The organism is Mycobacterium sp. (genome assembly GCF_052145595.1).
Lineage (GTDB): Bacteria > Actinomycetota > Actinomycetes > Mycobacteriales > Mycobacteriaceae > Mycobacterium.
The window spans coordinates 1-3628 of sequence record NZ_JBKQOI010000018.1 but is presented as its reverse complement, the minus strand read 5'-3'; the positions used below and the strand labels follow the sequence as shown (position 1 = coordinate 3628).

The following is a 3628-nucleotide window of genomic DNA, read 5'->3' as shown; positions in this document are numbered from 1 at the left end:
CCGGATACGCCGGCCGCGCCAGCCGGGCGGTGGCGCCACCATGGTTCCAGACGACCCCTTTGCTGGCGGCCGCGGCCGCCAGCGCCGGCCCCGAACCGTAGGGCCCGAACACCACGTCGGGCCGGCTAGCCTCGGCGGCCCGCATCGCGAACGCCGCGGAGGGGTAAGCGTCGATCACCTGCAGACTTACTCCGGAACGCTCGGCCCACAGAGCCAGGGCGCTCGCCCCTGCTTTCCCGAATCTGGCCAGCGGCCCCGACAGTGGGGTAACCAGGACGGCGCGAGCTGCCACGCCCACAACTTAAGCGTGTCGAACAACCGCCCACTCCCTGGCCTGGCGAAGAAGCGGCAGACATAGAGACATTCACTGCCTGAGCGTCTCGAAACAGACGACATACGAGAGTCTCAAAAGTCAGTCGCAGCTCGGTGTCACCAACCGGCGCCGCGAAAGCAGAGGGTGTGTGGCATTTGGTGGCGCGCTACCTAGACATTCACGCGGGAGTCATCACCACAGAAGTTCCCTGCGAATGCGAGGGATGGCAAGGAACTGAAGTAAGCGCCGCCGTGAGTGGGAAGATGGGTGCCATGAGCGGTGAGGAGAAGAAGACATTGAAATGGGTCATGGCTGGTGCCAGTCGGGACATGAGCTATATGGAGGACGGCTACCAGTATGTGATTCGTTCGGGTGACAAGGAGTACACGTTGCTCCAAAAGACGCGCTCGGGGGAGATAAACCGCAGGCAGGTCTGCGCCACCAAACAGCAGGCCTACGAGCTGGCCGAGCGCTGGGCTGCCGAGGCCGTATTGAGTCGATGAGGGACTGATGAGCTGCTGCGCGCACTGTGGTCGTACCGACACCATCATGGGGCACCTGTCTTGCGGCATGGTCAGCGTCGGTCTGTGTCACGCCGAGCCTGACGGGGATGGGGCTGACCCGGATTGCTATCACTTGGTTAGTGTGTGGGACCCTCGACGACATCGAGGACCTGCTGCACCTGGCCGACGGCGGACCCGCAAAAGGCAACTTCATTGTCGGGTCTCCGTTAGCGGTCGCGTTTGCGTCGCGGGCTGTTGCCCGTTGGTGCCTGGGTCGTCGCGGATGGCGCGACGACCAGCGGTACGGCCTGGCCATGGCCCGCAGCGCCGGCCCTTTGTCCTACGCCACGGTGGTCACCTACGTCTACAACCCGGGAATACCTAATGGCGTGCTGAGGCCCGACGATTCGGTGGTGGGCGAGATCGAGGATGCCCTAAGGATTGCCGAGCGATCCGCTGATGATCTCGCGTTGTCGATCGCCCGGATGGCGACCGAACACCGCCGGTCAAGACCGTCGACCTTTCACGCGCCTCGGCAGCAGGTATCCGAGGCCCGGCCCCATCGCTGGAACTGCTCGCGAAAGAGCTGTTCTAGCCTTTCGGGGTCAGGACGACGACGGGGATGGGTCGCGACGTCCGCTTCTGGTATTCGATGTAGCGGTTTTGGTTGTTCTTGTTGACGATCTGCCATAGCCGCGGGTAGTCGGGATCGTCGGGCAGCACCGGTCGCGCGGTGACAGCGAAACGCCTTGGGCCGACGTTGATCTCGACCTCGGGCTTGGCCTTGAGGTTGTGGTACCAGCCAGGGGCCTCGGGCGCGCCGCCCTTGGAGGCGACGACCAGATACCTGTCACCGTCGCGGGCGTAGGTCAGCGACGTCGTGCGTTGTTTACCAGTCTTAGCGCCGACGGTATGCAGTAGCAGGCTCGGTATCCACAGCGTGCGGTGACCGATCCAGCCGTTCGTCTTCCGATACACCGCGTCGTGCACCCGCAGCACCTGCGGGAGCACCTTTTCCTCCACGAAACTCATAGCTGCCAGTCTTACTCAGTAGCGTCGACCTTCTCCAGTGCCGCCCGCCCATTGCCGCGCCTTACCTGTGGGAGGACGATGAAGGGGACGGCGGCGCCGTCGAGACGCTGCCCCACGCAGAGGAGGCAGATCATGTATGCACGAAGCACCACCATCCAGGGGCAGCCCTCGTCCATTGACGCCGGTATCGCGCATACGCGCGACAGCGTGATGCCCGCGCTCGAGGGCATCGACGGGTGCGTTGGCTTGTCCCTGTTGGTCGACCGAACGTCCGGCCGCTGCATTGTTACCACCTCCTGGGAGTCCGAGGAGGCGATGCGCGCAAGCGAGGAGTCCATTCGGCCGATTCGTGACCGGGCCGCCGAGCTTTTGGGTGGTAGCAGGCAGGTCGAGGAATGGGAAATCGCTGCCATGCATCGCGAACACCGCGCGAGTGAGGGCGCCTGTGTCCGAGCCACCTGGGTCAAGGTCGGCGCGGATCAGATCGACCGAGGCATCGACTTCTACAAGATGACGATCCTGCCCGCCCTGGAGGAACTGGAAGGTTTCTGCAGTGGCAGCCTGCTAGTCGACCGAGCATCCGGTCGTGGCGTGGCCTCGGCGACCTTCGACAGCGTCGAAGCGATGGAGCGGAACAAGGACCAGTTGGACAGGATCAAAGCTACGGGCAGTCAGGAAGCACACGCAGAGGTGCTCGACGAGTGCGACTTCGAGTTGGCGGTTGCACACCTGCGTGTGCCCGAGATGGTCTGACCGGCTGCAGGTGCCGCGACCAAAGGTGTAGCAACCAACGAAGAGTGAGCCTTAAAATCCACTCCGCGCCTTTAGGCGCTTTCTGTACTAACTCTGCCGCCGCATCGGAACGACGTTGGTGACCGACGTCGGAACCGGACGGCGCAATGGTGCCGCCTTGCCACCGTCGCCCTCGGTGATGTAGTCAGCGTAGACCGTCAGCGTCACATAGCTGGCGTGGCCGAGCATCTTCGACACCGCCATGTAGTGCTCTCCGGCCGTCAAGCTCATCACAGCGAACGCGTGCCGCAGATCGTGCCAGCGCACGTGATCAAATCCCAACGCCGCCAACGCCGGTTCGAAATAGTGCTTCGCCAGTCCAGCAGGATTCACCGGCACCGACCATTTGTAGCCCGACGACGGCGCGCAGCGGATCGCAAGCGCGTGCGGATCAGCCCGCACAAACCGCCGATCCGGCTCCCCTGTGCGGCGGCTCACCCGCGCGGCCGGATCGGCAACCATCGGCCGCACCGGCTCAATCTCGTCACGCGAAAACCCTTCCGACAAGGGCTCAGTCATGCCGTAGCGGCCGGGAAACAGCGGCGCGCTCGGATCATAATCCGGCGAGGCCGGCTCACCGTGAGGATGATCGTTGGCGAGATAGGCGCGCAGATCGTCGGCCAGCCAGGCGCCGATCGGCACCACGCGGCGCTGGCGTGTGACGACTTCGGCGCGGTCGTTTCCCAGCCGCCCCGCACCGCGCGGCGTTGGCGTGTGACGCTCACCGACCCGCCCGAACCGGGCACACGTGGCAACCCTCTCGGCTAGTGCCGCGACGCGGGGCAAACGAAACCAATGCTTAGTGTCAGCCGCGCGCCCCGCCGCAACCCCCTACGTAAGATCGGTTGTGAGCCCTCTGGGAGGAGGCCGTCATGCTGCGACCGCAACGATTCGAGCATGAGGTCGACCCCGGCCCGATACAGATCCAGCCTCGCAAGGTCCACTTCGACTTCTCGGGCGAGCCACAACAGATCACATCTCACCGCTA

At 64.3% G+C, this 3628-nt stretch carries 5 protein-coding genes; 2 read left to right on the top strand and 3 right to left on the bottom strand.

The genetic code is table 11. The features are described 5' to 3' along the window. Positions 1-292: hypothetical protein (locus ACLP4W_RS01235; RefSeq protein ID WP_442383330.1), on the bottom strand; the 292-nt coding region annotated here is incomplete at its 3' end. A gap of 293 nt (positions 293-585) precedes the next feature. Between ACLP4W_RS01235 and ACLP4W_RS01230 the strand changes: the two genes are divergently transcribed. Continuing rightward, positions 586-816 (top strand): hypothetical protein, encoded by a 231-nt coding sequence (locus tag ACLP4W_RS01230; RefSeq protein ID WP_442383328.1) that lies wholly within the window; start codon positions 586-588, stop codon positions 814-816. A gap of 591 nt (positions 817-1407) precedes the next feature. Here the strand turns inward: ACLP4W_RS01230 and ACLP4W_RS01225 are convergent. Then, positions 1408-1848, bottom strand: a complete 441-nt coding sequence (locus tag ACLP4W_RS01225) for a nitroreductase family deazaflavin-dependent oxidoreductase (protein WP_442383326.1) — start codon at positions 1846-1848, stop codon at positions 1408-1410. Between the two features lie 132 nt (positions 1849-1980). Here ACLP4W_RS01225 and ACLP4W_RS01220 point away from each other — a divergent pair, with 132 nt between their 5' ends. Next, the gene (locus ACLP4W_RS01220; protein WP_442383324.1) at positions 1981-2601 is read left to right on the top strand and encodes an antibiotic biosynthesis monooxygenase; all 621 of its coding nucleotides are present in this window, start codon (positions 1981-1983) and stop codon (positions 2599-2601) included. Positions 2602-2688: 87 nt separating this feature from the next. Here the strand turns inward: ACLP4W_RS01220 and ACLP4W_RS01215 are convergent, their stop codons facing one another. Beyond that, a complete protein-coding gene (locus tag ACLP4W_RS01215; RefSeq protein WP_442383322.1) occupies positions 2689-3282 on the bottom strand; it encodes a hypothetical protein in 594 nt (197 codons plus the stop codon). Between the last annotated feature and the right edge of the window lie 346 nt (positions 3283-3628).